We start from the raw sequence: 2,560 nt of genomic DNA on the forward strand, positions 1-2,560 counted from the left end.
GCCGACGTCAAGAAGGCCGCCGCCGACGCCGCAGCGGACGCCGAAAAGAAGATGTGATCCCGTGCGCCCCGACCACACCGGCGGGGCGCGGCACGGATTCTCGAGAACGAAGGGGGCGGCAGATGGGAATCTCCGCCCCTTTTCCTTGCCTTTCCGGAGTATCGCGATGCGCGCCCTGAAACCCGCCCTTAACCGGGCGCCGTATCTTCTCCCGCTGCTAGCCCTGGCGAGCTGCGGCCAGAAGGACACCGATCCGGGGCCGGGCGGCGTGACCGTGGGCGAAGCCCGCGCGCTCGACGAAGCCGCCGAAATGCTGGAAAAGCGGCCGGCCCCACCCACGACGGACGCGGACGTGCCACAGGCCAGCGCCAGCGCGGCCGCCGCTACCCCGCCGGTTCAGGCCTCAGCTCGGGCCGACGCGCCAGCGCACTGAGCGCCCGCCCCAGCTCGTCGAGCGCGGCCGCGTCGCGCGATCCGGCGAAGATCGTTGCCGAAAGGCAGAACCGCACCGGCGCAGCGGGCACGACGACGCCCACCGAACAGACGCCGGCGTGAATGTAGCCGTCGTCCACCGCATAGCCGCGCTGGACCGCTTCGGCGACCTGACCCAGCCAGGTGGTGAAGCCCAGCGGGGTACGCCAGCGCACCCTTGCGAAGCGGGCGGCGAGATCGTCCCGGCCCAGCGCTTCCGCCGCCGCCAGCGCCCGCCCGGCGGCACCCCCACCCAGCGGTTGACGCTGGCCTTCGACCATGTGGATGCGGGTCTCCGCCCCGCTTTCGCCCAGCGCGATCAGCGACAGGCGCTCCCCGGCCTGCACCTGCCATAGCCCGGCGGTGGCGTCGTGCGCGGCAGCGAACCGCGCCAGCAATGGCCGGACGCGAGCGGCGAAACGCGAAACCGCGTTCGCCTGCAACACCCCAAGATCGCCCCAGCCCGCCGCCAGCCGGTAGCGCTTGCCGCCGGTATCGCGATCGACCGCCCCTTCGGCCACCAGCGTGCGCAGCAGATTCAGTCCGCTCGAGGGGCTGAGACCGGTTTCCCGGCAGATGTCGGACAAAGTCAGCGCTTCGCGCACAGCCAACAGGCGCAAAATGGTGAACCCTTGGGAAAGCGAGCGGACAGGACCGGACATGAACGCATCATATTTTTCATGATGATGAAAAACAATTCCCAATATTGAATTTATCCGCCTGCACGGTTAGCTTCGGCATCGAACCGACTGGAGAGAATCGTTGTCCGGAATCCTGGAAGGCAAGGTCGTCGCGGTAACGGGTGCGGGCCGTGGCATCGGTCGCGAAATCGCACTGCTATGCGCCCGGCACGGCGCGGCCGTAGTGGTCAACGATCCCGGCGTGGCGCAAGGCGGCGACGGCGGGGATGCCGGGCCGGCGGACACCACCGTCAACGATATCCGCGCGGCGGGCGGCAAGGCCTGGGCCAACCTCGCCAACGTGGCCGACCCCAAGGCCGCCGCCTCGATCGTCGAGGATGCGGTGCAGCGATTCGGGCGGATCGACGCGGTGGTGAACAACGCCGGCATCCTGCGCGACACCATCTGGCACAAGATGTCCTACGAGGACTGGACCAGCGTGATCGACGTCAACCTGACCGGCGCGTTCAACGTTTCCAAGGCGGCAACGCCCTATTTCCGCGAGCAGCAATCGGGCAGCTTCATCCACTTCACCTCCACCAGCGGGCTGATCGGCAATGTGGGGCAGGCCAACTATTCGGCGGCCAAGCTCGGCCTTGTCGCCCTCTCGCATTCGATCGCGCTCGACATGGCGCGCTGGGGCGTGCGCTCGAACTGCATCGCGCCGTTCGCGTGGAGCCGGATGACCGCCTCGATCCCCGCCGAAACGCCCGAGCAGAAGCTGCGCGTCGAACGGATGAAGACGATGAGCGCGGACAAGATCGCCCCGCTGGTCGCCTATCTCGCCTCCGACGCGGCGAAGGACGTGACCAACCAGATCTTTGCGGTGCGCAAGAACGAGATCGTGCTGTTCAACAAGCCGCGCCCGGTCCGTTCGATGGTCAAGCTGGAAGGCTGGACGCCCGAAGCGATCGCGGAGGAACTGATCCCCGCGTTCCGCCCCGCCTTCGCGCGCGCCGACGAGGTTTCGGCCCACGTCTTCCCCTACGATCCGGTTTGAGGAGAGGCCCGGTGAGCATGGTGAACCCCGGCATGGATGCCGATGTCTTCGAACAGTTTCTCGACCAGCTGAAGCGCTACGTCCGCGAACGGCTGGTGCCGGCCGAAGCGGAGGTGATCGCCCAGGATCGCATCCCCGACGACCTGCTGGACGAAATGCGCGAGATGGGTCTGTTCGGCCTGACCATGCCCGAGGAATACGGCGGCGCGGGTATGAACGTGTCGCAGTATATCGAGACCATCCACACGCTGAGCTATGCCATGCCGGCCTACCGCTCGATCGTGTCGATCAACCTCGGCATGGTCTGCTCCGCGATCAAGAACGGCGGCACGGAGGAGCAGAAGGCCACCTGGCTTCCCCGCCTCGCCGCCGGGGAAATCGCCAGCTTCGGGCTGACCGAGCCGGGATC

3 protein-coding genes are annotated in these 2,560 nt (G+C 67.5%); 2 read left to right on the top strand and 1 reads right to left on the bottom strand.

All coding sequences use genetic code 11. The features are described 5' to 3' along the window. Window positions 1–383: 383 nt before the first annotated feature. Entirely contained in the window at window positions 384–1,133 is a 750-nt protein-coding gene (locus B3547_RS09755; protein ID WP_124808177.1) for a helix-turn-helix domain-containing protein, read from the bottom strand. Window positions 1,134–1,233: 100 nt separating this feature from the next. Between B3547_RS09755 and B3547_RS09760 the strand changes: the two genes are divergently transcribed. Both B3547_RS09760 and B3547_RS09765 read left to right on the top strand, forming a co-directional pair. After that, window positions 1,234–2,151 carry an SDR family NAD(P)-dependent oxidoreductase gene (locus B3547_RS09760; protein ID WP_124808176.1) on the top strand — a complete coding sequence of 306 codons (918 nt, stop codon included), beginning with the start codon at window positions 1,234–1,236 and terminating at the stop codon, window positions 2,149–2,151. A 17-nt stretch (window positions 2,152–2,168) separates the two neighbouring features. Continuing rightward, on the top strand, window positions 2,169–2,560 hold a 392-nt coding region (locus B3547_RS09765; RefSeq protein ID WP_292962550.1), incomplete at its 3' end, for an acyl-CoA dehydrogenase family protein.

The sequence above is a fragment of the Novosphingobium sp. UBA1939 genome (genome assembly GCF_002336885.1).
In the GTDB taxonomy this organism is placed as follows: Bacteria; Pseudomonadota; Alphaproteobacteria; order Sphingomonadales; family Sphingomonadaceae; genus Novosphingobium.

What these genes read in the sequence shown, in the direction of transcription:
- B3547_RS09755 (WP_124808177.1), bottom strand. Translation starts at nt 1,133, where the DNA reads ATGTCCGGTCCTGTCCGCTCGCTTTCCCAAGGGTTCACCATTTTGCGC.